The sequence below is a fragment of the Cobetia sp. 1AS1 genome, assembly GCF_029846435.1.
GTDB classification, from domain to species: Bacteria; Pseudomonadota; Gammaproteobacteria; order Pseudomonadales; family Halomonadaceae; genus Cobetia; species Cobetia amphilecti.
In genome coordinates this window covers 183089-208561 of sequence record NZ_JARWKU010000007.1, presented here as the reverse complement: position 1 = coordinate 208561, position 25473 = coordinate 183089, and the positions used below count along the sequence as shown (strand labels likewise).

Sequence of the window (25473 nt, the reverse complement as noted above, 5' to 3'; positions counted from 1 at the left end):
GGGGTATTTCGAGGTCGCTCCCGGAACAGTGTGACGTTTTCGGATCCGCCACTCTCTATTCCATGGCTCGGGTCAAGGCCCAGGCCCAGGCCCGGCCCAGGCAAAAGGCAACAGCACAAGCCGGCTGCCCGATCATCTCTCTGTCACGACACTCACCACCCACAACAACGACAACGCAACGCCTGAGCGCCGCCTTTCCTGACATGCAAGACGCCTGACGCCGACCCCGCCGCCACCAGCAACGACTCGTGGCGGCGGGCAGGCCAGGCCAGCGTGACAAGGCGACGTTCTCCCCGGCGAGGAGCTCTCACCATGGCATTCGACGCACTCTTCCAGCCGATCGAGATCGGCAAGCTGACCATCCGCAACCGCGTCGTCAGTACCGCCCACGCCGAGGTGTATGCCACCGATGGCGGCATGACCACCGAGCGCTACGTGCGCTACTACGAAGAGAAGGCCAAGGGCGGGTGTGGTCTGTGCATCTGTGGTGGCTCCTCGGTGGTCTCCATCGACAGCCCGCAGGGCTGGTGGAGCTCCGTCAATCTGTCGACCGACCGCATCATTCCGCATTTCCAGAATCTGGCCGATGCCGTGCACAAGCATGGCGGCAAGATCATGATCCAGATTACCCACATGGGCCGTCGCTCGCGCTGGGACGGCTTCGACTGGACCTCGCTGATGTCACCGTCCGGCATCCGCGAGCCGGTGCACCGCTCCACCTGCAAGACCATCGAGGTGGAGGAGATCCAGCGCATCATCGCCGATTTCGCCCAGGCGGCGCGGCGTGCCAAGGAAGGCGGCCTGGACGGCGTCGAGCTGTCCGCCGTGCACCAGCACCTGATCGACCAGTTCTGGAGCCCGCGCGTCAACAAGCGCACCGATGAGTGGGGCGGCAGCTTCGAGGGCCGCATGAAGTTCGGTCTCGAGGTGCTCAAGGCGGTGCGCGCCGAGGTCGGTGACGACTTCGTGGTCGGCATGCGCATCTGTGGCGATGAATTCCATCCCGATGGCCTGTCCCACGACGACATGAAGCAGATCGCGGCCTATTACGACGCCACCGGTCTGCTCGACTTCTTCGGCGTGATCGGCTCCGGCTGTGATACCCACAACAGCCTCGCCAACGTCATTCCCAACATGTCCTACCCGCCGGAACCCTTCCTGCACCTGGCGTCCGGCATCAAGGAAGTCGTCTCGATTCCGGTGATCCACGCCCAGAACATCAAGGACCCCAACCAGGCCGAGCGCATTCTGGAAGGCGGCTATGTCGACATGGTCGGCATGACCCGCGCCCACATCGCCGACCCGCACATCATCGCCAAGATCAAGATGGGCCAGCTCGACCAGATCAAGCAGTGCGTCGGCGCCAACTACTGCATCGACCGCCAGTATCAGGGTCTCGACGTGCTGTGCATCCAGAATGCCGCCACCTCGCGCGAATACATGGGCCTGCCGCATCAGATCGAGAAGACCAGCGGCCCGGTGCGCAAGGTCGTCATCGTCGGCGGCGGTCCGGCCGGCATGGAGGCGGCCCGCGTGTGCGCCGAACGCGGCCACGACGTGACGCTGTTCGAGGCCCGTGACGAGCTGGGCGGTCAGATCACCATCGCGGCCAAGGCGCCGCAGCGCGATCAGATCGCCGGCATCACGCGCTGGTACCAGCTGGAACTGGCACGCCTAAAGGTCGACCTGCGCCTGGGCACGCGGGCCGATGAGGCCACCATCCGTGACCTGCGCGGCGATGTGGTGATCCTCGCGGTGGGCGGTCGTCCGTTCATGGACCAGTTCGCGTCCTGGGGCTACGACGAGGACCCGGCCAAGAGCCTGATCGTCTCTTCATGGGACGTACTGGATGGGCGCGTCGCACCGGGCAGCAATGTGCTGATCTACGACAGCATCTGCGAATTCTCCGGGGTCTCGGTGGCCGACTATCTGGCCGACAAGGGCGCCAGGGTCGAGATCGTCACCGACGACATCAAGCCGGGTGCGGCGGTCGGCGGCACCACCTTCCCGACCTACTACCGCAGTCTGTATGCCAAGGAAGTCGTGATGACCTCCGACATGGTGCTGCATGAGGTCTACCGCGAAGGCGAGGGCCTGGTGGCGGTGCTCGAGAACGAATACACCGGCACGCTGGAAGAGCGCGTCGTCGATCAGATCGTGGTCGAGAACGGCGTGCGCCCGGATGAGGCGCTCTACTACGCCTTCAAGGACGGCTCGCTCAACAAGGGCCAGATCGACGTCGAGTCGCTCTACGCCATCAAGCCGCAGCCGTGCCTGAGCCAGGCCACCGAGGGCAATGATTACCTGCTGTTCCGCCTCGGTGACTGCAACGCACCGCGCAACACCCACGCCGCCATCTATGACGCCCTGCGTCTGTGCAAGGACTTCTGATGACGTGATCTGCCGAGCCGGCTGCTCCTATGCGCCGGCTCGGCAGTCGTCCGGTCGACAGCGGGCTTGAAGAAAGAGGGTGAGCAGCATGAATGACACGATCTTGTCGGTATTGATCTTCGCCGCGCTGGCGCTGGCTGCCATCGGCGCGGTCAAGCGCATCGGCCTGTGGCGCCAGGGGCGGGCGGACGCCACGTCCATGAGTGTAGGAGAGCTGATCGCGAGCCTTGCCAAGGTACCGCGCCGCTACGGGGTGGACCTGCACCACGTGGTCGCGCGGGACCGCTACATGGCCAACACCCACGTCGCCACCGGGGGCGGCTTCGTGGCCGCGGCGCTGCTGATGGTGGTGGTCTACGGCTTCGGCATCGACTCCGCCTGGCTGGGCGTCTTGCTGCTGCTGGCCAGTGGCGCGATGTTCGGTGGCGCGCTGTTCGTGCGTCGTCGTCGCCTCGACCCGCCGGCGCGCCTGTCGCGTGGCCCGTGGATGCGTCTGCCCAAGAGTCTGCTGGTGTTCTCCGCCAGCCTGTTCGTGATGAGTCTGTCACTGGTGCTGCCGGAAGGCGTCGGCGGCATGATCTCCGGCGGTATCCTCGGGCTGGTGCTGGTAGCGGGCATCGCCTGGGGGCTGCTGGAGATGATCGTCGGCATGACCGGCGGCGGCTCGCGCATCACCGGGCCGATGAAGCATGCCTTCGCCGGCGCGCTGCATCTGGCCTTCCATCGGCGCCCGGCACGTTTCAGCACTCGTGACAGTGCGGGCATCCGCGACAGCGCATTGCTGCCGCTGGATTTGACCAACCCCGAGGCACCGCTGGGTGTCGGCAAGCCGTCCGATTTCAACTGGCGTCAGCTGCTGGGCTTCGATGCCTGCGTGCAGTGCGGGCGCTGTGAAGCGGTGTGCCCGGCGTTCGCGGCCGGTCAGCCGCTCAATCCCAAGAAACTGATTCAGGATATGGTGGTCGGCATGGCCGGTGGCAGCGATGCCGCCTACGCCGGTTCGCCCTATCCGGGCGATGAGCCCAGGCGCGCGCCCGGCCAGCATGGCGGCGGCCCGCAGCAGACCATCGTCGGGGCCTCTCCGCATGCTCGCCCGGCAGCTCAGGCCGTTGACTCTGATAGCCAGACCGTTGCCTCTGGGCCGATCCAGATCAAGGCGGCACCGGGTGCTGCGGGTGAGGCGACAGATGGCGACAAGCTGATCCACGAGTTCAAGGTACTGGTCGAGCCGGAAACCCTGTGGGCCTGCACTACCTGTCGCGCCTGCGTCGAGGAGTGCCCGATGATGATCGAGCACGTCGATGCCATCGTCGACATGCGCCGTCACATGACGCTGGAGCAGGGCGCGACGCCGGGCAAGGGTGTCGAGGTGCTCGACAACCTGATCGCCACCGACAATCCGGGCGGCTTCGCGCTCGAAGCGCGGCTGCATTGGGCGGCGGACCTCGACCTGCCGCGCATCGCCGAGCTTCAGGCCGCCCGCGAGGCAGCGCGTGATCCGCGTCCGGTGGAAGCGCTGCTGTGGCTGGGCGATGGCGCCTTCGACATGCGCAACCAGCGCACGCTGCGTGCCTTCGTGCAGGTACTGCGCGCCGCCAGGGTGGATTTCGCCATCCTTGGCGCGGAAGAACGTGACAGTGGCGACGTGGCGCGCCGCCTGGGTGATGAGGCGACCTTCCAGTCGCTGGCCACCCGCAATATCGCCACCCTGTCGAAGTATCGCTTCGCGCGCATCATCACCTGCGATCCGCACAGCTTCCATGTGCTGGGACGTGAATATGCCGCCTTCGGTGGCGACTACCTCGTCAACCACCACACCAGCTACATGAACGAGCTGCTGGCGGCCGGGCGCCTGAGCCTCGATGCCACCAGACTGGCCACACTCGGCTCGGTCACCTGGCACGACCCCTGCTATCTGGGTCGCTACAACGGTGAATTCGAGGCGCCGCGTAGCTTGCTGGCGGCGCTGGGACTGGAAGTGCGCGAGATGCAGCGCTCCGGCTTCCGCTCGCGCTGTTGCGGCGGTGGCGGTGGCGCGCCGGTGACGGACATCCCCGGCAAGCAGCGTATCCCCGACATGCGCATGGGCGATGTGCGCGAGACCGGCGCCGAGGTGGTGGCAGTCGGCTGCCCGCAGTGCACCGCGATGCTGGAAGGCGTGGTGGCTCCGGCCGGTGAAGCCGAACCCCAGGTGCTGGATCTGGCGGAACTGATGGCGCGGGCGCTGGTACTGGAAGCGTCCACGCAAGGCTTGGCGGCGTCGACCACGCAGCCCACTGACGCGGAGGTGGCGGCATGACGATTCCCGTCGATCCACAAGCAACCGAGCGCGAGTCACTGCCACGCCGTGACCCGCGTCTGGAGCAGCAGGCACGCAATCGCCTGCACCCGCAGCATCTCATCGCGTTGCAGGCGCTGGGCCGAGGCGCGGCAGCCCCTCAGGAACGCTGGATGGGCCCGCAGGGCGTGATGCGTCGCGATCCCCACGTCGGCCACTTCATCGCCGCCAATGGCCGCAAACGCATCGACCGCAGTGGCCGCTCCGGGCCTGCAGCGGCGGGTGCTGGCCAGCCCGCGGTCGTGGCCAAGGCGCGCGTGCTGCCGCTGATCGAGATCGCATCACCTGCCTTCCTGATCGCGGTGGTGCCGGACATGACCGGTGGGCGACTCTCGAGTCACGACCGCGATGTGCTGGGGCTGGCGCGTCAGATCGCCGATGCCGACCCCGCCCATCAGGGTGCGGTACTGGCCGTCACCTTCGGCACGCTGCGTGAGGATGGTGACGCCGCCGACAGTGTCGGGCTCGGTGCGGCGGGGGCCGATCGCTGGCTGCACTTTGCCGATACTCTCCACGATGGCTACGCGCCGCTGGCCCAGCTGGCGGAGCTTGAGGCCATCGACACGCGCCTAGCACCACGGCTGTGGTTGCTGCCGGAATCCCGCACTGGCGGCGGCGAACGCGGCCGGCGTCTCGGTGCGCGCCTGCTGTGTCAGGGTGATGCGCTGGCGCGGCCCAGCGGCAATGCCTATCAGCTCGACGGCGAGCTTGCCGCCATCGGGCGTGGCGAGCTTGCCGAGGTGAACGTCACCGGGCGCAGCGGCAATGGTCAGCAGGACCTGACCCGCCCGCTGACCCGTATCGTGCTGTGCGAGGCGGAATGCGCCGAGCCGGTGGAAGATGTGCGCCACGCCGCGCTGCCGCTCGAGTGGGAGGCGGCCAGCACCGCGCGCGCCGTGCCAGACGTGATCGAAGATCTTGGCCCGGTGGCCGTCGATCCCTCCGCGATCGCGCTGGGCGAGGCCGAATTCATTCTCTCGGCGGGCAACGGCATCCGCGATTGGGATGGCTTCCACCGCGCCGCCAGCCTGCTGGGGGCCACCGAAGGCGCCTCGCGGGTGGCGGTGGATGACGGCTTCATGCCGCGTGCCCGCCAGGTCGGTGCCACCGGTACCTGGGTGACGGCGCGGGTCTATGTCGCGGTGGGCATCTCGGGGGCCATCCAGCATCTGCAGGGCATCCAGCGCTGCGACAAGGTGGTGGCCATCAACACCGATGGCGGCTGTGACATGGTCAAGCGTGCCGATCTTTCGGTAATCGGTGACGCCGGGGCGATTCTCGCCAGTCTCTGTCAGCAGCTCGAGGCCGAACGCAGTGCCGGCGGTGATGCCTCGGCGGCGGGTCAGGCGCCTGCCGCGACCTCGGCGTCATCCAGTGCGTCATCCGCCACGCTTGCCGCCGACGCGGCCTGAACTCGTGCCTGCGACAGGGGAAAGGAGAAGAACATGAAGGCAGATCGTTCGACCGTTGCGCAGCAGGCCTCGGCGCCGCTTGAGGTCGTGAGTCTGGTGTCGCTGGGGCAACACCCGGTTTCGGGGCGTCTGCGGCGCGCCGAGCAGGACGCCCGCGCCCTGGAGCTGTGTCTGGCGCTGGAGCGTCAGTCGGCGCCCGGTGCCGTAAGCCTCAGCGCCTGGCACGCCAGTGGCAGCGAGATCGCGCCCGGCAGCGAGCAGGATCAGGCGCTGCGCGGCTATCTGGGCATGGGGCTGGAGTCGTTGACGCTGGTGACGCCGGATGCTCTCGGCGCTGACCCGCTCAAGGCTGTTGATCCGCTCATGGCTGACGATTCGTCACTCAAGGCTGCTGATTCGCTCATGGCTGACAATTCGTCACTCAAGGCTGCTGATCAGCCGGTCATCGATGTCTGGCCGCTGCTGGTCACGCGCCTCAAGCAGGCGGCACCGCAGTTGGTGGTGTGTGGCGGCCAGGGCGAGACCGGTGAAGGCAGCGGCCTGCTGCCGCATCTGCTGGCGGAGAGTCTCGGCTGGCCGCTGGTGGAGGGCATCGTCGCGATCGAGAGCTGCGATGGCGCGCATCTCACCGCCTTGCAGGCGCTGCCGCGTGGCCAGCGGCGACGGTTGCGCGTGAAGCTGCCGGCGCTTGTCAGTGTCGATTCCGCGGCGCCGGCGGCGCGTCAGTCGGCCTTCGCGCAGGCGCGGCGTGGTGAACTGTCCACACTGGCCAGTGGCGAGCTTGTCCATGATGCGCAGGCCGAGGCCTTCGGCGTGGCCCCGGCTCGCAAGCGTCCCAAGCGCTTGAAGCGCATCAAGGCGACCAGCGCGCGGGACCGCTTCAAGGCTGCGGCCGCCAAGGCCGAAGGGGGCGGTGGCAAGCGTCTGGAAGGCGTGAGCGCCGAGGAGGGCGCGGCGGAAATCCTCAAGCTGCTGCGTGAGGAAGGCGTACTGCGCTGAAGCCGCGCAGACGGTAAAAAGCCCCTGTCAGCTCGGCTGGCAGGGGCTTTTTCATGCATCACAGAAGGTCGTTTCTCACAGAAGGTCGCTCCTTACAGAAGGTCGTTTCTCACAGAAAGGTCACTCCTCCCACTGCCAGTCCTCATCGTTCAAGGGGTCGGGCGAGGTGTGCTCGTCGGTGCCCTGGGGGGGCTTGCGCGCTGCCTGACTGGCTTCGCGCTGGCGCATCGGCATGTTGTCGATCACCTGATAGATCTGGTCGGGGGAGACGAAGCCTTCCTGCTGCATCTTCTTGCCGCCGTCCTTGCCCATCAGAATGACGGTGAAGGGCGCGCCCTCGCGCAATTGCATGGCATCGCGCAGGGCACGCACCTCCTCGAAGCTCATCGGCACGCCATCGTGGATGCCGCGCGTGCCCATCAGCGTATAGAGCGTCATGTCGCGTTGCTGCATCTCGCCACGCGTGGCACGCAGTTCCTCGCGCTGACGCTCGAGGTCCCGGTCCTGCTCATCCGGTGCGATCAGCACCAGCGAGCGTCGGTTCCAGGTCTCGCCCAGCAGCGGGTTGGCGGCGGGGTCGACATTGGCGGCGGTCATGGTGGTCTCCGCGGTGTCCGGTGAGGTCGGGGGCGGTGGTGCGCCAGTGGATGTCTCGGCGGGCGCGTTCAGGTCGGCGTCCGAATCCAGCAGGCTGATGGCATGCACCGGCGAGCTCAGCAGCAGGGCCGGCAGCAGGGCCAGCAACAAGAGGCTCATCAGGCCCGGCGTCAGCCTGTGATGCGAGAGCCGTCGAGGCAGCGCGGGCAGTATGTGCATGGACATGGCAGTCCTCCGGCAACGAATTTTATGAGCTGGGCTAGCCAGCCTGGGCTGCAGAAGCAGGTTGCACAGGAGAATGGCACACCCGGGATGACAGCCTCTCCTTCAAGACTAAGACAGTCGCCGAGAGTTTGCTGCCCGTTGGCGCGCGATTTATGTGGTACTTCACGACATGCCGCCCTCATTCAGCCTGTGAAAAGGCCAGTGGCGACATGCCGATAGCGGCGGCAGCAGGTGACATGCCTTGCTAGAGCGCGTAGCGAGCGCAGAGGCATGTCTGTATCGAGGGCGGGTCGAGTGCATGGCGGGTAGACTTCACGCGTCTTGCTGCAGATATTTTCACAATCGTGGTGCAAGCTGTATGCGCGTCCAGCCGTCATGATGCCCGCCATGCGCGGCCCCGCGGTTTTTACGTTGCTGATCTGCGACTCATGTAACTCTGGCGATACAGAATGTTTTCAAAGAGTTGCATGAAAAAATGAACATCCTGTCGTCAGGCCCGTCTGAGTTAGGGCAAACACTTATTGATCACTGCTGGAGGCTGCAATGAAACGGATGACTGCATACATGACGGCTGCCCTGATTTCCGCGGGCATGATGTCGGCACCGGCGTTCGCTGCTGACGCACCGGCCCAGGGTCAGTCTACTGCCCAGGCGGCACAGGCTCAGGCTGGCGATTTCACTGACGCTCAGCTGGAACAGTTCGCTGCGGCCTCTCAGGACATCGCACGCATCTCTCAGGAATTCGCCGGCAAGCTGCAGAAAGCCGACGACGAGACTGCCAAGCAGAGCGTGCGTCAGGAAGCCAACGACGAGATGGTCAGCGCTGTCGAAGACTCCGGTCTGGAAGTCGCCACCTTCAACTCCATCGGTCAAGCGGTCCAGAACGACCCGGACCTGATGAAGAAGGTGCAGAAGCTGGCTCAGGAAAACTCCTGATCTCGCCTGGATGACGTTCGGGTCATCCAATGAAAACGCCGCCCCCGGTTGCCGGGGGCGGCGTTTTTTTGTGCCCATGTCCTGCGGCCTGTCAGTCAGTACCGCCTTGGTCAGTAAAGCTTTGGTCAGTAAAGCTTTGGTCAGTAAAGCTTTGGTCAGTAAAGCTATGGTCAGCGCCGCATGTCAGGCGCCGGCGACCGGACGAATGAGCATGTCCTGTGCCTTCTTTTCCTGCATCAGGCCACGGAACAGCGAATAGCACATCACCAGCAGTACCAGCGTGAACGGCAGCCCCGTGGCGATGGCACCCGCCTGCAGCGAGCCCAGTGCGGTGCTGCCGCCGCCGTAGAGCAGGGCGCAGGCGATCAGGCCGCCCATCGCTGCCCAGAACATGCGCTGGCTGGTCGGGGCATCGATCTTGCCACCGGCGGTGATGGAGTCGATCACCAGCGAGCCCGAGTCGGACGAGGTCACGAAGAACACCAGTACCAGCACGATGGCGATCAAGGAGGTCACGCTGGACAGCGGCAGGTTCTCGAACATCTGGAACATGGCCATCGACGGTGAGTCGATACCGTTGGCCAGCGCGCCGACGCCGTCGATGGCCTGTTCCAGCGCCGTGCCGCCGAAGACGGTCATCCACACGATGCCCACCAGCGTCGGGACGACCAGTACGGCGGTGACGAACTCGCGTACGGTACGTCCGCGTGAGACGCGCGCGATGAACATGCCGACGAACGGTGACCAGGAGATCCACCATGCCCAGTAGAAGACGGTCCAGCCGTGGAACCAGCTTTCATCGGGGCGATCGATCCAGTTCGAGAGCGGGATCAGATATTCCACGTAGTGCATGGCAGTGGTGGGCAGGCCAGTGAAGATGGCGAGCGTCGGGCCGACGACGATGATGAAGGCGACCAGTGCGGCGGCCAGGATCATGTTGAAGTTCGAGAGCACCTTGACGCCGCCATCCAGGCCGCGGCTGACCGAGAATATCGCGACCAGTGTCACTGCCACGATGATGGCGATCTGGCTGGGCAGACCCGCACCGATGCCGAACAGATGATCGAGCCCTGACGCGGCCTGCGCCGCCCCCAGCCCCAGTGATGTCGCCAGACCGAAGATGGTCGCCAGCACGGCGAGGATATCGATGATGTGTCCCGCCCAGCCCCAGGTGCGTTCACCGAGAATCGGGAAAAAGGCCGAGCGCATCGTCAGCGGCAGGCCCTTGTTGTAGGTAAAGAAGGCCAGTGACAGACCGACCACGGCGTACATGGCCCACGGATGCAATCCATAGTGATAGACGGTGGCGGCCAGTGCGGTCTCGGCGCCGGCGGGAGTGCGTGGTGCGGCATTGAGTGGCGTACCGTACCAGTCGGTGTAGTAGGCGACGGGTTCTGCCACGCCCCAGAACATCAGGCCGGTGCCCATGCCGGCGGCGAACAGCATCGAGAACCAGGCCAGGGTCGAGAAGTCCGGTCGGGCCTTGCTGCCGCCAAGGCGCAGCCGGCTGACCGGATGCACGATCAAGAACAGGCAGAACAGCACGAAGACGTTGCTTGAGAGCATGAAGAGCCAGTCGCCATTCGAGATGGACCAGGCCTTGGCACCGCCAAGTACCACTTCGGCCTGCTCGGGCAATAGCAGCGTGAAGAGAATGAAGCCGACGATCAGCACGGCGCTGATCGCGAAGACTGGGTTGTGGATATCAAGGCCCAGCGGTTGGACGTTGTCCCGGCCTATCTCGTAATCCGTGTCGTACGGGTTCGAAGCCATGGAGTTACCTCATATTGTTATTGGTGTTGCCACCTGTGAGGAGCGGGTGGTGCTGAAGGAGCCATTGGAGCGGATGACGCCAGTGCAGGGCAGGGAGTGCTGTCACCCGGGATGGCACGGATCCCCAGTGCAATGGCGATCAGGAATATCCCTCGGTGACGAAGACCCTCGACGGTCGCTGCCTCATCAGGACACGGACGAATCGTCGAGTGGGCCGGCTTGCGACAGATTTATCAGCCAGCCACGACAGCGCGTCGTGCCAGGCATGCTGCGCCAGGCCCTCGTGATTGTGTGAGGGCTGGGCGAGAGCGAGTTAGCTGGATACGACGCCGGCATATGCGTGACTGACATAGGGGGCGATTCAGCGCTCAGAGCGGTTGTCGCAGGTGTGCCCGCTTTGTAGATTGCGATCTACAGTGAAGGAAAGTGGTGCGTACTCCCTGACCGCGCACCACTTTCGCGCCCGAGACTTCACTCCTCGCGCGATACGCCAGTACTTGCCTGCTCCTGCCCAATAACAATACCGTGGTGCCGCCATGACGCCTGAGACCCTGACCGAGCCGACACCTGTCGCTCGCCGCCGTTCGCGCAGCCAGTTGCGCGGCCGTCCGCTGGATGCCGAGGCCTGGGCCGAGGTACAGCGCCTGCTGGGCGATGCCCCGGCGCAGCGTGACCTTCTGCTCGAATATCTGCATGTGCTCAATGATGAGGTCGGCTACCTGACGCTGGCCCATCTGCGCGCGCTGGCCGAGTGGATGCGCCTGCCGATGGCCGAGGTCTACGAGACGGCCACCTTCTATGCCCATTTCACCGTGGTTCGCGATGGCGAGACGCCGCCCGCGGCACTGACCGTGCGCGTCTGTGATTCGCTGTCCTGTCAGCTGGCCGGCTCCGAAGCCTTGCGCGCCGGTCTCGCCTCGGGGCTGGACCCCGAACAGGTGCGCGTGCTGCGTGCGCCCTGCATGGGGCGCTGCGACAGTGCGCCGGTGGCGGAGGTCGGGCATTACCATCTCGGCCACGCCAGCGTGGAAGGCGTCACGGCGGCGCTTGCCGAAGGCCATGTGCATGCCGCGCCGGCTGCGAGTCTCGACTATCCGCGGCTGGCGGAATATCGCGCCAGTGGCGGCTATGGTCTGCTCGCCGCGCTGGATGGCGGTGAGGTCAGCATCGAGGACCTGGCGCAGATGATCGAGCAGGCCGGTCTGCGTGGCCTGGGCGGGGCGGGCTTCCCGACGTTTCGCAAGTGGGGCTTCGTGCGTGCCGAGGCGGGGCCGCGCTATTGCGTGATCAACGCCGATGAAGGCGAGCCCGGCACCTTCAAGGACCGCTGCTATCTGGAGCGTGAGCCGCACACCTTCCTCGAGGGCGCGCTGGCCAGTGCGCATGCCATCGAGGCCGAGGCGCTCTACCTCTATCTGCGCGACGAATACCCGACCCTGAATGAGGTGCTGCGCGACTGCATCGCGGAGCTGGAAGCCGCAGGCCTCGTCGCGCCGGGCTATATCCAGCTGCGGCGTGGCGCCGGCGCCTATATCTGTGGCGAGGAATCGGCGCTGATCGAGTCGCTGGAAGGCAAGCCTGGCAAGCCGCGTCAGCGGCCGCCCTTCGTGGCCCAGTGCGGGCTGTTCGGTCGCCCGACCTTGGTCAACAACGTCGAGACGGTCTATTGGATCGCGCGGCTCCATCGCGAAGGCCATGACCACTACGTCGCGGCCGGGCGTCAGGGACGTCAGGGGCTGCGCAGCTTCTCGCTCTCCGGGCGCGTCAGACGCCCGGGCATGTATCTGGCACCGGCCGGCATCACGCTCAGCGAGCTGGTCGATGAATACGGCGGCGGCATGGCCGACGGCCATCGCCTGCGTGCCTATCTGCCCGGCGGGGCTTCCGGCGGCATTCTGCCGGCCAGCAAGGCGGACCTGCCGCTGGACTTTGACACCCTGCAGGCCCACGGCTGCTTCATCGGCTCGGCCGCGGTGGTGGTGCTGTCGGATAAGGACGACCTGGCGGCGGTGGCGCGCAATCTGATGAGCTTCTTCATGGACGAGTCCTGCGGCCAGTGCACGCCGTGTCGTGTCGGCACGCGCCAGATGCTGGCGGTGCTCAGCGGCGATGAGTGGGATGAGACGCTGCTGACGCGCTTGTCGCAGGTGATGATGGACGCCTCGATCTGCGGGCTCGGTCAGGCCGCGCCCAATCCGGTGCTCGGCCTGCTCAGGGACTTCCGGGAGACCCTCGCCAGCAGCGGGGTGCGCTTGATCGCCACGAGCCATGCGGCTGACGCCACGGGAGGTGAGGCATGAATGCGCTGACAGGGTTGGGCAATTCTTCCTCGGATGATCAGCCGCTGCGTGAGGATGGCTTCACCATCACGCTGGATGGCGCCGAGGTGACGGCCTATCCCGGCGAGACGCTATGGAAGATCGCCAAGCGTGCCGGCGAGACGATTCCCCACCTCTGCTACAGCGAAGCGCCGGATTATCGCGGCGATGGCAACTGTCGCGCCTGCATGGTCGAGATCGATGGCGAGCGCACTCTCGCTGCCAGCTGCATCCGTGAGGCGCGGGCGGGCATGGTGGTGCGCAGTGCCAGTTCACGGCGTGCCGGCGAGGCGCGCGCGATGGTGGTGGAGCTGCTCGCCGCCGACATGCCCGCCGAGGCGCACAATCCCGATGTCAGCAGTCACTTCATGGCGATGGCCGAGCTGCTGGCGGTGGATGTCGGGCACGCGCGCGAAACCCTGGGCGGCGCCCGCGAGACGGTCCGCGAGTGGCTGGGGGAGACCGTGGAGGAGTGGTTGCCGGAGCAGGCCAGCGCTCTCGATCACTCCCATACCGCGATGGCGGTCAATCATGATGCCTGTATCAGCTGCGGCCTGTGCGTGCGCGCCTGTCGCGAGGTGCAGGTCAATGACGTGATCGGGCTGGCGGGGCGCGGCAGCAATACGCGCATCGTGTTCGATCTCGAGGACCCGATGGGCGACAGCACCTGCGTCGCCTGTGGCGAGTGCGTGCAGGCCTGCCCGACCGGCGCCCTGATGCCCGCCACCCAGGTGGATGAGCAGGGCTTCGGCGACAGCGCCGCCGTCGATGAGCGCGTCGCCTCCATCTGCCCGTACTGCGGCGTGGGCTGTCAGCTGGAGTATCAGGTCAGCCGTGGCAGCGGCGAGGCGTTGAGTGCCGAGGGGCAACCGGTCGCGACCCTGGCGGATGCCCAGCAGAGCGTGGCGGACGGCGACTCCCTCAAGACTGACAAGCGCCGACAGCGCGTCGCGGATACGCGGCTGGACAACATCATCGCGGTCAGTGGCCGCGATGGGCCCTCCAACCATGGCCGGCTGTGCGTGAAGGGGCGCTTCGGCTTCGATTATCCGCGCCATCCGGAGCGTCTGATCCGCCCCCTGATCCGCCGTGACGGCGTGGCCAAGGGGCTGGATGCGAACTTTGACCCCGCCCACCCGCTGACCCACTTCCGTGAGGCCAGCTGGGACGAGGCCCTCGAGGTCGCGGCCGAGGGGCTCATGCGCCTCAAGCGCGCGCATGGCCCCGACAGCCTGGCGGGCTTCGGCAGCGCCAAGTGCACCAACGAGGAGGCGTGGCTGTTCCAGAAGCTGGTGCGCACCGGCTTCGGCTCCAACCATGTCGATCACTGCACGCGCCTGTGTCATGCAAGCTCGGTGGCGGCGCTGATGGAAGGCGTCGGCTCGGGCGGCGTGAGCGCCTCCTTCATGCAGGCCGAGCAGTCCGATCTGATCGTGCTGACCGGCTGCAACCCGGGCGTCAATCATCCGGTGGCGGCGACCTTCTTCAAGCGCGCCGCCAAGCGTGGCACGCGCATCGTGGTGATCGACCCGCGCGCGCTGGCGCTGCGTCGTCAGGCGCATCGCTCGATCCAGTTCACGCCGGGGGCGGACGTGGCGCTGTTCAATGCCATGCTCAACGTCATCATCAGCGAGGGGCTGGCCAATCAGGCCTATATCGAGGCGCATACCGAGGATTTCGCCGCGCTGGCGGAGCATGTCGCGGCGCTGACACCGGAGGCGATGTCGCCGCTGTGTGGCGTGGCGGCAGAAGAGATTCGCGCCGTGGCCCGCGAGTATGCGACCGCCAGGCGCGCGATGATCTTCTGGGGCATGGGCATCTCGCAGCACACCCACGGCACCGACAATGCGCGCTGCCTGATCGCGCTGGCGCTGGTGTGTGGTCATGTCGGGCGTGAAGGCACCGGCCTGCACCCGCTACGCGGCCAGAACAACGTCCAGGGTGCCTCGGATGCCGGGATGATTCCGATGGTGTTCCCCGACTATCAGCCGGTGGGCGACACGGCGGCGCGCGAGCGACTGGAAGCGTTGTGGCAGACCCCGCTCTCGGCGACGCCGGGCCTGACGGTGGTGGAGATCATGCACGCCATCCACGCCGATCAGATCCGCGGCATGTACATTCTCGGCGAGAATCCGGCGATGTCGGACCCGGATCTCGAGCATGCGCGCAGCGCGCTGGCGCATCTGGAGCACCTGGTGGTGCAGGACATCTTCGTCACCGAGACGGCGCAGTTCGCCGATGTGGTGCTGCCTTCGTACGCCTGGCCGGAGAAGGACGGCAGCGTCACCAATACCAACCGGCAGGTGCAGCGTGGGCGGGCGGCACTGCGCGCCCCGGGCGAGGCCAAGCCGGACTGGTGGATCACCCAGCAGCTGGCGCGGCGCATGGGGCTTGACTGGGATTACGCCGGGCCGGAGGAGATCTACGCCGAGATGCAAAAGGGCATGGATTCCCTCGACAACATCGACTGGGCGCGGCTCTCCGAGGAGAACTCGGTGACCTACCCGTGCCTGACGCCGGGAGGCGAGGGCGAGGATGTGGTGTTCGGCGAGGGCTTCCCGCGCGCCAGCGGCCGTGCCCGCTTCGTGCCCACCTGGCCCACGCCGCCGGATGAGACGCTGGATGCTGACTACCCGACGGTGTTGACCACCGGGCGCCAGCTGGAGCACTGGCATACCGGCTCGATGACGCGCCGCGCGACGGTGCTCGATGATCTCGAGCCGGCCGCCGTGGCCACACTCAATCCGGTGGAGCTGGAGCGCCTAGGCATCACGCCGGGCGAGCCGCTCTCGATCACCACGCGACGTGGCCAGATCACTCTTGCCACCCGTGCCGATCCGCTGACGCCGGCCGGCATGGTCTTCGTGCCATTCTGCTACGCCGAGGCCGCCGCCAACCTGTTGACCAATCCGGCGCTTGATCCGGTGGGCAAGATTCCCGAGTTCAAGTACGCCGCCTGCCGTCTGGCCAGAGCCGAACCCGCCTCGGCGGGTGTGGAGAGCTGAAGCGGACATGTGAGGTGGACATGGCAAGCGGGCTGAACCGAGCGGATAGCTCGAGGCAATAGACCGCAACCGAGCCAGACGCGCCTGACGCAAATGCCTACGCCAGTGGCGTGGGCAGGCACGCAGAGGGCGCCCCGGTCTGACCAGAATGTCGGAGACAGCCCGCCGCGCATTTCGGCTATCCTCACAAGGGCTATGCTCAGAACAGAGTGGGTCAATACCAATGACAATGCCCGCCGTCAGCGAGCAAGGAGAATGACGATGATGATCGTGGAGCTGATTGATCACGAAGACTTTCGTGAGCGGCTGGTGGCGCTGGGCGTGCAGATTTCCGAGCATGCCTGCGCGGATACCTGCGCGCGCATGGCACTCAGAAAGCATGCCGAGGTGGGCGTGCCGGGCCTGCAGGAACTGGTGCGCGAGCTGGTGATGCACTCCGATATCCTGCTGCCATCGGTGCGCCAGGCGCTGGACAAGTATCTGCTGCCGGGGCTGCGCTAGGCGCGCTCCGGGAAGATTGTACGCCGCGCGCTGACACTGATTGCCAGATGAACAAAAGGGCCTGTCGACTGACAGGCCCTTTTGCGTGGGTGCTCACTCGCCTCTTTTCACTGCGCGCAGTGGCTCAGGTCGATGCGTTGGCGCGGTCGTACTCGCGTTTTTCCCAGCGCAGACCGCGGAACAGCGAGAAGCACATCACCAGCAGCACCACCGTGAAGGGCAGCCCCGTGGAGATGGCGCCCGCCTGCAGTGCACTCAGTGCGGTGCTGCCGCCGCCATACAGCAGGGCACAGGCGATCAGGCCGCCGGCCGCTGCCCAGAAGATGCGCTGGCGCGTCGGGGCATCCTGCTTGCCACCGGCGGTGATGGAATCGATCACCAGCGAGCCGGAGTCGGAGGAGGTCACGAAGAACACCAGCACCAGCACGATGGCGACGCAGGAGGTGATGGAGGACAGCGGCAGGCTGTCGAACATCTGGAACATGGCCATCGAGGGAGTGTCGATGCCCTGGGCCAGCTCGCTGCCGGCGGCTCGCACCTCTTCCAGTGCGGTGCCGCCGAAGACGGTCATCCACACGATGGTGACCAGTGTCGGTACCACCAGCACGGCGGTGACGAATTCGCGCACGCTGCGTCCGCGTGAGATACGTGCGATGAACATGCCGACGAACGGCGACCAGGAAATCCACCAGGCCCAGTAGAAGATGGTCCAGCTATGGAACCAGCCTTCGTCGGGGCGATCGATCCAGTTGGAGAGCGGCAGCAGATATTCCAGATAGCCGACGCTGGTGGTGCCGAGTCCGGTGATGATGTCCATGGTCGGGCCGACGATGAACAGGAACACCACCAGCAGCGCGGCCAGCATCATGTTGAGATTGGAGAGGCGTTTGACGCCGCCATCCAGACCGCGACTCACCGAGTAGATGGCCGCGAGCGTGACCGCCACGATCACGCCGATCTGACTGACCAGCCCATCGCCGATGCCGAACAGATGGTCCAGCCCCGAGGCCGCCTGTGCCGCGCCCAGCCCCAGAGAGGTGGCAAGGCCGAACAGGGTGGCGAGCACCGCGACGATATCGATGATATGGCCGCTCCAGCCCCATACACGTTCACCCAGCAAGGGGTAGAACACCGAGCGCAGCGTCAGCGGCAGGCCCTTGTTGTAGGCGAAGAAGGCCAGCGACAGGCCGATCACGGCATACATGGCCCACGGGTGAAGCCCGTAGTGGAAGACGGTGGCCGAGAGTGCCGCCGTTGCGCCTTCCGGCGTGCGCGGTGGCGCATTCAGTGGCGTGCCTGACCAGTCGGTGTAGTACGCCACTGGCTCGGCGACCCCCCAGAACATCAGGCCGGTGCCCATGCCGGCCGCGAACAGCATCGCGAACCAGGCCATCCGGCTGAATTCCGGCTTGGCGTCGCGTCCGCCCAGACGCAGGCGGCTGACCGGGTGCAGGACCAGCAGCAGGCAGAACAGGATGAAGAAGTTGCTGGAGAGCATGAACAGCCAATCACCATGGGTGATGGACCATGCCTTGGCGCCGCCCAGTGCCGACTCGGCCGACGCGGGCATCAGCAGCGTGAACAGGATGAAGCCTACGATCAGCAGCGCACTGATGGTGAAGACCGGCTTGTGGACATCCAGCCCGAGTCGCTGAACATTGTCCTGACCGATCTGGTAATCCGTCACATACGGATTCGATGACATGGAGTTACCTCGTATGTTTTCTTTCGATAGCCGCTCCTGTGGGCATCTCGAGTCAGAATGAGGGACCTTGTCCCGCCTGGTGGAAGCGTTCAGACCTTGGTCTGAAGCCTTGTGCAACATGCGCCTTTCTGCCAGTTGCAGATGACGGCGTCAAACCTTGAGTCATCCTTGTCGTGCGCTGAAAGGCATTGATTGTATTAAGGTTTATGGATTTCTTTTCCTTGCCGGAAAGTCATTCGGGGCGCTGTAGGCTGAACAGGCTATCCGTGCGTGCATAGTCACTGCCGGCCATGCGCCCGATGGCACGCAGCACCTCATTGTCGACATGCCGCCCATCCCAGACCGCTTCGTCGGCATGCATCACCACCACCTCGGCCAGCACCAGTGAACCGGCCAGCGGCTGATCACCGAACGAGATGATGTCGCGCAGTCGACAGCCGAAGGCGATCGGGGCGCCCTCCACGCGCGGGACCGCAAGCGGCGGCATGGTCACCTTGTTCAGACCCGCGTGGGTGAACTCATCCTCGTCGGCGGCGAGACTGGCGCTGGTAAGATTGAGCGCCTCGCTCATCGCCTCGCCACCGATGTGAATGACGCACTCCGCGACCTGCCCGAGGTTGTTGAGGGTGTCCTTGGTCTTGCCTTCGCCATTGCGCAGCGGGCTGAAGGCGAGCACCGGCGGATTGATGCTGGCGATGGTGAAGAACGAGAAGGGGGCGAGGTTGGTGTTGCCTGCCGCGTCGATGGTCGAGACCCAGGCGATCGGCCGGGGCGCGATGCTGCCCGAGAACAGGCGATAGAGGATGCCTGCGGGAAGCTGGTCGGCGGCGATGAGGGAATGCGTGGTCGAGGAGGCAGTCATGGTAGGGCTCTCGTTGCAGGGCTGTTGTTGTAGAGCTGTCGTTGCAGAGCTGTCATTGCAGAGCTGTAGCTGTAGAGCTTTCGTCGCAGAGCTGTCATTGCAGAGCTGCCGTCACAGGGCATGGCTCTCGACCCGCTCAGGCAGCATGTCGCACGGCCCTGACATTGGAGAGAGTGAGAGCCAGCCAGGCCCAGAGCCCGATAAGCCAAGAGACCCGGCAAGCCAAGAGCCCGCTAGACCGAGAGCTCGAGAATCTGCCCATCGCGGCGAGTGGCGGCCGCGAATCATCGCTGATGGGGAACGCGAATCGCGCCTGACCACAGGCCGGTGGTGCTGATGAAGAGTGGCCTGTGTGGCCGCTGGGCGTGGAAAAGGCCCCGGGAAATTCTCCCAGATCATTGTCCCTATTTTTGGTGTGGTCAATTGTCGCAGGTCTTGACCTTTTTCGAGGATGTTGTTCCTGACGCCGCGGTCGAGTTCATTCCTTGTCTGACTCAAGTCACACAATGGGGGCGGGAAACCGGATTTTTGTGCAAAATTGGTAACCAGATAGTTTCTGGTGTGTGTTTATTTGTGTATTTTTTATGATGGCGGGCCGGGCGTCATCTGGCAGAAAGGTGGTGATTCCGCGTAAATGAATGGCGGAAAATGACAGTCATCAGGCCATTTGGTTCGGCATTGATCATGGGAATGGTATGCCAAGGTTGCGAAAAAGCGTCCCCTGTTGATCGGGAATGCCAGCATCATGTGAGACGCATCATGGTGCATTTACCTGTCAGGTCATGATCGATAATGATGCATGTTTTCTCGTCAATGAACGCCGGCCTCATGCAAGTATCATGTCGGGAAAATGCCTCTCTCGCCCGGGTTGGGGGAGTACTTCAGCAACTTTTGAAAGGCTCGTTGGCACATTTTTTGGCATTTAATTTCAAGTGGTGGCCATTTGCTGGGTTTTTGTTGCGCAGTATCGTGTGGCGGTAGTGGTTGCTTCGACGCCACCTGGTGCGCCGATGGCGAGGACATCTGCGGGGATGCACTGAATTGTGGCGCGACAAGGTCGTGATTCTCACGGGCATCATCAAGCAGGGCAGGGGGGCTGGCATCGCGGAGAAGGCCGGTGAATGACGAGCTGTCTGGCCCTGCAAGGCATGCGCTGTCGCGACATCATCGCCGTGAGTGTCGGCTTCCCCACCCGATCCCGCTGCCTTAACCTCCCTCGAGCGTGAGAGAACTCATGCCGCTCAAGGCATGATTGGCGCGCACCGGATGGCCGAAGTCATCCGCATGTGGCCCCTGGTGCGTCATCCTGCCCCGTAGTCAGCCCCCCTGTCTTTTCTCTATCCTGTGCCCGCCTGCGGGAAATCTTCTGATTTCGTTCGAAAGATCGACGGCTTCCTGTTGGTCATTTCTTCGAACGCTGTGTTCCACATGTGGGCTCGTCATGACGCCATGGCGTGTTCCAACGAGGTCGTGAGATGAGAAAAAGCCTAATGCGGGGGGCTCTGCGGGGACTCCCTATCCTCGCGGGATTATTGATGCTGTCCGGCTGTGACGCCGTACTCTTCGATCCCAAGGGGCCTATCGGTGAATCCGAAAAGTCGCTGATCCTGACTGCTACCTACCTGATGCTCGTGGTTGTTATCCCGGTCATCTTCATGACGCTGTGGTTCGCCTGGCGCTATCGCGATACCAAGCAGAGCAAGGCGACCTACACGCCCAACTGGGCGCATTCCACCAAGATCGAGATCGTGGTCTGGGGCATTCCGTGCCTGATCATCCTCGCTCTGGGCATCCTGACCTGGAAGAGCACGCACGAGCTGGACCCGCGTGCCGAGATCGTCGACGGCGGTGAGCCGATCGAGGTGCAGGTCGTGTCCATGGACTGGAAGTGGTTGTTCATCTATCCGGAGCAGGGGATCGCGACGGTCAATGAACTGGCCATGCCGGTGGATCGTCAGGTTCGCTTCCACATCACATCCGACACGGTGATGAACTCGTTCTTCGTCCCGCAGCTCGGTAGCCAGATCTATGCAATGGCGGGGATGGAAAACCGTCTGCACCTGATCGGCAGTGAAGTGGGTACCTACGACGGTATCTCTGCCAGCTATAGCGGCGCCGGCTTCGCGGACATGCACTTCAAGGCGCATGTCATGAGCGAAGGCGACTTCGACGCCTGGATCGAGAAGGCACGCGGCAGCAGCAAGGTGCTGGATGACGCTGGTCTTGCCGCTCTCAAGGAGCCGAGCGAGGACGTCGCCCCGACCTTCTATGGTCAGGTCAAGCCGAACCTGTATGAGCAGATCATGGCGCCCTACATGGACGGCATGGAGCTGGGCATGAGCGATGATCAGATGCGCCACATGAAGAAGGGTGGAATGCATCACGACAGCGCCGAACACGGCATGTCCGATCATGACGCTTCTGGTCACGCTGAATCTGCGATGGCAACCGAGGAATAAGCAATGCTTGGAAAACTCACAATAGAGGCTGTTCCGTATCACGAGCCGATCGTCATGATCGTGCTTGCGGCGGTAATCCTCGGTGGTGCAGCCCTGTTCGGCTTCATCACGGTAAAGAAAAAGTGGGCCTACCTGTGGAATGAGTGGTTCACCTCTGTCGATCACAAGAAGATCGGCATGATGTACATCATCGTCGCGTTGGTGATGCTGATCCGTGGTTTCTCCGATGCGATCATGATGCGTTCCCAGCAGATGCTGGCGTCCACCGGCGGGCACGGCTATCTGCCCCCGGATCACTACGACCAGATCTTCACAGCCCACGGCGTGATCATGATCTTCTTCGTGGCGATGCCGCTGGTCATCGGTCTGATCAACGTTGTCGTGCCGCTGCAGATCGGCGCACGTGACGTGGCCTTCCCGTTCCTGAACTCGCTCAGCTTCTGGCTGTTCGTGGTCGGCGCGCTGCTGGTCAACATCTCTCTGGGTCTGGGTGAGTTCGCCAAGACCGGTTGGCTGGCCTATCCGCCGTTGTCGGGGGCCAATTACAGTCCCGGGGTCGGGGTGGATTACTGGATCTGGTCATTGCAGATCTCCGGTGTCGGTACCCTGCTGACAGGTGTCAACTTCATCGCCACCATCCTCAAGATGCGTGCGCCGGGCATGTCCCTGATGAAGATGCCGGTGTTCACCTGGACCGCACTGTGCGCCAACGTCCTGATCGTCGCGGCCTTCCCGATTCTGACCGCTACCATCGCGATGCTGACGCTCGATCGCTACCTCGACTTCCACTTCTTCACCAATGACCTTGGTGGAAACATGATGATGTACGTCAACCTCATCTGGGCCTGGGGCCATCCTGAGGTGTACATCCTGGTGCTGCCGGTCTTCGGTGTGTTCTCCGAAGTCATCTCCACCTTCTCCAAGAAGAAGCTGTTCGGTTACACCTCGCTGGTGTGGGCGACTCTCGTCATTACCGTCCTGTCGTTCATCGTCTGGCTGCACCACTTCTTCACCATGGGTGCCGGCGCTGACGTGAACGCCTTCTTCGGTATCGCGACGATGATCATCTCGATCCCGACAGGTGTGAAGATCTTCAACTGGCTGTTCACCATGTACCGCGGTCGCGTCGAAATGACCTCTCCGGTGCTGTGGACCCTGGGCTTCATCGTCACCTTCACCATCGGTGGCATGACCGGCGTTCTGCTGGCCGTTCCGGGCGCCAACTACGTACTGCACAACTCGCTGTTCCTGATCGCTCACTTCCACAACGTCATCATCGGCGGCGTGGTCTTCGGTGCGATGGCCGGTATCACTTACTGGTTCCCGAAAGCGACCGGCTTCATGCTGTGCGAGAAATGGGGCAAGCGTTCCTTCTGGTTCTGGATCACTGGCTTCTACCTCGCCTTCATGCCGCTGTACATCCTCGGCTTCATGGGCATGACCCGTCGTCTGCAGCACGTCGACAACCCGCTGTGGGTGCCGTACCTGGTCGTCGCCTTCATCGGTGCCTGCCTGATCATGATCGGTATCGCCTGCACCGTGATCCAGATCGCGGTCAGCATCAAGAACCGCAAGCAGCTGCAGGACACCACTGGCGATATCTGGGGCGGTCGTACCCTGGAGTGGAGCACCACTTCACCGGCACCGTTCTACAATTTCGCTCACGAGCCGCAGGTTTCCGAGCTCGACGAGTTCTGGGAAATGAAGGAACGTGGCATCGAGCAGGAGGCCAAGAAGCCTTATGCGCCGATCCACATGCCGCGCAACGCCGCTGCTGGCGTCATCATCTCCGCCTTCAGCCTGGTGTTCGGTTTCGCACTGATCTGGCACATCTGGTGGATGGCCGTGGTCGGGCTGGTCGGTATGATCGCCACCTTCATCGTGCGCTCCTTCAACTACGACATCGACTACTACGTGTCCGTCGAGGAAGTGGAGCGTGTCGAGCGTGAGGGTCGCGAGCGTCGCGCCCTGCCCAGCGCCCGCACACCTAACGACACAGTGGTTCAGGGGTAATCATGGCGAATAATGCAATGACATCTCACGATGGGGCGCATGACGCCCATGACGATCACGAGCATCACGATACCAACGGCCTGAAGGTCTTCGGTTTCTGGCTCTATCTGCTGAGCGACTGCATCCTGTTCGCGATGCTGTTCGCGGGCTATGTGGTACTGAGCCAGGCGTATGCCGGTGGCCCGACGGGCGCCGAGATCTTCGAGCTGGACTTCGTGCTGGTCGAGACCGCGCTGCTGCTGGCCTCGAGCTTCACCTACGGCCTGGCGATGCTGGGCATGAACCGCGGAGACAGCTCCGCGGTGATCAAGTGGCTGATGATCACCTTCGCCTGTGGCGCAGGCTTCATCGCGATGGAAATCTATGAGTTCCACCACCTGATCGTGAACGGCCATGGTCCGGACAAGTCCGCGTTCCTGTCTGCCTTCTTCACCCTGGTCGGCACCCACGGTCTGCACGTGACCGTCGGTCTGATCTGGATGGCGCTGCTGATCTTCCAGGTCAAGCAGAAAGGCCTGACGGAAGTGCATCGCGGTCGTCTGATGATGCTCAGCCTGTTCTGGCACTTCCTGGACGTCATCTGGATCTGCGTCTTCACCGTCGTCTATCTCACAGGAGTGATGCTATGAGCCATTCCAACAACGACCACAACGACAATCACGGCAGCGTCAAGCAGTACGTGACCGGTCTGATTCTCTCCATCATCCTGACCATCATCCCGTTCGGGATGGTGATGATGATGGACGATCCGGGTGTCGGCGTGATCTGGGCCATCTACGGTTTCGCCATCGCTCAGGTCTTCGTGCAGCTGTACTTCTTCCTGCACCTGGACGGCTCCAAGGAGCAGAGCTGGAATGTCATGGCCATGCTGTTCACCCTGGTGATCGTGGCAATCGTCGTTGGTGGTTCCATGTGGATCATGATCGAGCTGAATCAGAACATGATGCCCATCTGATAGCGTGAGCCTGATGATCAAGGACTACCTGCGTACCACCAAGCCGGGCATTATCTTCGGCAACCTGATCACCGTCAGCGGCGGCTTCTTTCTCGCTTCCGGTGGTGAGGTGGATTGGGCGCTGTTCATCGCCACCCTGGTCGGGGTGGCGTTGATCGTGGCCTCAGGCTGTGTGTTCAACAACTGCATCGATCGCGATATCGACCGCCACATGGCGCGTACCCAGGGCCGTGCTCTGGTGCAGGGCGACATCTCGCTGAAGGGGGCCTTCGTCTTCGGCAGCGTGCTGGGCCTTGCAGGCTTCTGGCTTCTGGCCGCGATGACCAATCTCATGGCGATGATCGCCGTGGGGCTGGGCTTCGTGATCTACGTCGGGGCCTACAGCATGTGGCTCAAGCGTGGTTCGGTGTATGGCACCCTCATCGGCTCACTGTCCGGCGCTGCGCCGCCAGTGGTCGGCTACCTGGCCGTCACCGGTCAGGCGGACATGGGGGCGCTGCTGCTGTTGATCATCTTCAGCATGTGGCAGATGCCGCATTCCTATGCGATTGCCATGTTTCGTGTCGATGACTATCGGGCCGCCAATATTCCGGTACTCCCGGTAGCGCGAGGCATGGAGCATGCCAAGCGTGTAGTGACGGGGTACATTGCCGGCTTCATCCCGGTGTCGCTGTTGCTGACACTGTGGGGATATACCGGCATCTGGTATCTGGTAGTCGCGACCGTCACGGGTGGCTGGTGGCTGTATCTGGCCGCCTGGCGCCTCAAGGATCAGCCTGATGCCTCCTGGGCACGCAAGCTGTTCGGCTTCTCCATCATCATCGTCATGGCGCTCAGCCTGATGATGAGCCTGGACACGCAGCTGTAATCCAGCCGTAGTACCTCTCGGGTGACCCGCCTTCGGCGTGTTGCCCGGGTGAAAGCCAAAAAAAACCCGCCACCGGCTTGCCGGTGGCGGGTTTTTTCTTGCCTGTCTTTCAGAAT

The 25473-nt window shown here is 63.9% G+C and carries 17 protein-coding genes; 13 read left to right on the top strand and 4 right to left on the bottom strand.

Annotation, left to right across the window (positions count from 1 at the left end):
- Positions 1-312 precede the first annotated feature (312 nt).
- From dgcA to QD280_RS12955, 4 genes are all read left to right on the top strand, one after another.
- On the top strand, positions 313-2391 hold the full coding sequence (gene dgcA / locus QD280_RS12970) for a dimethylglycine demethylation protein DgcA (RefSeq protein ID WP_043333738.1): 2079 nt from the start codon (positions 313-315) through the stop codon (positions 2389-2391).
- An 88-nt stretch (positions 2392-2479) separates the two neighbouring features.
- A complete protein-coding gene (locus QD280_RS12965) occupies positions 2480-4690 on the top strand; it encodes a (Fe-S)-binding protein (protein WP_279839554.1) in 2211 nt (736 codons plus the stop codon).
- Positions 4687-6141, top strand: coding sequence for an electron transfer flavoprotein subunit alpha/FixB family protein (locus QD280_RS12960; RefSeq protein ID WP_279839553.1), 1455 nt, complete (start codon positions 4687-4689; stop codon positions 6139-6141). Before QD280_RS12965 ends, QD280_RS12960 begins: the two co-directional genes overlap by 4 nt.
- Positions 6142-6174: 33 nt before the next feature.
- The gene (locus QD280_RS12955; RefSeq protein ID WP_279839552.1) at positions 6175-7140 is read left to right on the top strand and encodes an electron transfer flavoprotein subunit beta; all 966 of its coding nucleotides are present in this window, start codon (positions 6175-6177) and stop codon (positions 7138-7140) included.
- Between the two features lie 120 nt (positions 7141-7260).
- Here the strand turns inward: QD280_RS12955 and QD280_RS12950 are convergent, their stop codons facing one another.
- A complete protein-coding gene (locus QD280_RS12950) occupies positions 7261-7962 on the bottom strand; it encodes a DUF4174 domain-containing protein (RefSeq protein WP_279839551.1) in 702 nt (233 codons plus the stop codon).
- 543 nt (positions 7963-8505) lie between these two features.
- On the opposite strand from QD280_RS12950, the gene QD280_RS12945 reads away from it, so the two are divergent.
- Positions 8506-8898, top strand: a complete 393-nt coding sequence (locus QD280_RS12945) for a DUF4168 domain-containing protein (protein ID WP_043333741.1) — start codon at positions 8506-8508, stop codon at positions 8896-8898.
- A gap of 183 nt (positions 8899-9081) precedes the next feature.
- Here the strand turns inward: QD280_RS12945 and QD280_RS12940 are convergent, their stop codons facing one another.
- Complete coding sequence (locus QD280_RS12940) at positions 9082-10671, bottom strand: BCCT family transporter (RefSeq protein WP_279839550.1); 1590 nt, start codon at positions 10669-10671, stop codon at positions 9082-9084.
- 536 nt (positions 10672-11207) lie between these two features.
- Between QD280_RS12940 and QD280_RS12935 the strand changes: the two genes are divergently transcribed.
- From QD280_RS12935 to QD280_RS12925, 3 genes are all read left to right on the top strand, one after another.
- Positions 11208-12971: an NADH-ubiquinone oxidoreductase-F iron-sulfur binding region domain-containing protein gene (locus tag QD280_RS12935; RefSeq protein WP_279839548.1), complete on the top strand. Its 1764-nt coding sequence runs from the start codon at positions 11208-11210 to the stop codon at positions 12969-12971.
- Complete coding sequence (locus tag QD280_RS12930; RefSeq protein ID WP_279839546.1) at positions 12968-15994, top strand: molybdopterin-dependent oxidoreductase; 3027 nt, start codon at positions 12968-12970, stop codon at positions 15992-15994. Before QD280_RS12935 ends, QD280_RS12930 begins: the two co-directional genes overlap by 4 nt.
- A 261-nt stretch (positions 15995-16255) precedes the next feature.
- Positions 16256-16495, top strand: coding sequence for a hypothetical protein (locus tag QD280_RS12925; protein ID WP_043333148.1), 240 nt, complete (start codon positions 16256-16258; stop codon positions 16493-16495).
- A 124-nt stretch (positions 16496-16619) separates the two neighbouring features.
- Here QD280_RS12925 and QD280_RS12920 read toward each other — a convergent pair whose 3' ends face one another.
- Together QD280_RS12920 and QD280_RS12915 are read right to left on the bottom strand one after the other, a co-directional pair.
- Positions 16620-18200, bottom strand: coding sequence for a BCCT family transporter (locus QD280_RS12920; RefSeq protein ID WP_279839545.1), 1581 nt, complete (start codon positions 18198-18200; stop codon positions 16620-16622).
- A gap of 232 nt (positions 18201-18432) precedes the next feature.
- Entirely contained in the window at positions 18433-19062 is a 630-nt protein-coding gene (locus QD280_RS12915; protein WP_279839543.1) for a flavin reductase family protein, read from the bottom strand.
- A 1475-nt stretch (positions 19063-20537) separates the two neighbouring features.
- On the opposite strand from QD280_RS12915, the gene cyoA reads away from it, so the two are divergent.
- From cyoA to cyoE, 5 genes are read left to right on the top strand one after another with little or no spacing between them, the layout of a single operon-like run.
- On the top strand, positions 20538-21521 hold the full coding sequence (gene cyoA, locus QD280_RS12910) for a ubiquinol oxidase subunit II (protein ID WP_054555334.1): 984 nt from the start codon (positions 20538-20540) through the stop codon (positions 21519-21521).
- A gap of 3 nt (positions 21522-21524) precedes the next feature.
- Positions 21525-23534, top strand: coding sequence for a cytochrome o ubiquinol oxidase subunit I (cyoB, locus tag QD280_RS12905; RefSeq protein ID WP_054555335.1), 2010 nt, complete (start codon positions 21525-21527; stop codon positions 23532-23534).
- 2 nt (positions 23535-23536) lie between these two features.
- Positions 23537-24163, top strand: a complete 627-nt coding sequence (cyoC, locus tag QD280_RS12900; RefSeq protein WP_054555336.1) for a cytochrome o ubiquinol oxidase subunit III — start codon at positions 23537-23539, stop codon at positions 24161-24163.
- Positions 24160-24489, top strand: a complete 330-nt coding sequence (gene cyoD, locus QD280_RS12895) for a cytochrome o ubiquinol oxidase subunit IV (RefSeq protein ID WP_054555337.1) — start codon at positions 24160-24162, stop codon at positions 24487-24489. The genes cyoC and cyoD overlap by 4 nt, the downstream gene beginning before the upstream one ends.
- A 13-nt stretch (positions 24490-24502) precedes the next feature.
- Positions 24503-25357 carry a heme o synthase gene (gene cyoE / locus QD280_RS12890; protein WP_043333143.1) on the top strand — a complete coding sequence of 285 codons (855 nt, stop codon included), beginning with the start codon at positions 24503-24505 and terminating at the stop codon, positions 25355-25357.
- The last annotated feature ends 116 nt before the right edge of the window (positions 25358-25473 follow it).